A 317-nucleotide genomic window follows, 5' to 3' on the forward strand; every position below is an offset into this window, starting at 1 on the left:
CGCCAAATGGCGTCACGTATGCTCTCGTGCGGTCGTCGTTTGCATGATTGAGCTCAGATATCACTGTTTCCAGGCTCTCCAGCACTTCTTCATAGCTGACTTCCCGCATGTTCCGCACACCGTCCACATACCGGCTGAACCGGTGCGGCCACGGTGTATGGCAAGGTCCTGTACAGACAATGTCCTTCACCCCGACTTCCGCATATGCCTTCGCATTGTTTCTAGCCGGTACCGGAGAGTCGCATCTTGGTTGGGAACCAAGCACGCACACTCCGGTTGTCACGCCCGCATGAAGCCGCTCCAGTGCGGACAATCTT

Annotated in this window: 1 protein-coding gene; it reads right to left on the minus strand. The window is 56.5% G+C overall.

The features are described from left to right. The coding region (locus HJY11_RS15320; RefSeq protein ID WP_368041612.1) for a hypothetical protein at positions 1 to 190 on the minus strand (190 nt) is incomplete at its 3' end. Positions 191 to 317 lie beyond the last annotated feature (127 nt).

The organism is Bittarella massiliensis (ex Durand et al. 2017) (genome assembly GCF_017566145.1).
GTDB lineage: Bacteria > Bacillota > Clostridia > Oscillospirales > Ruminococcaceae > Bittarella > Bittarella massiliensis_A.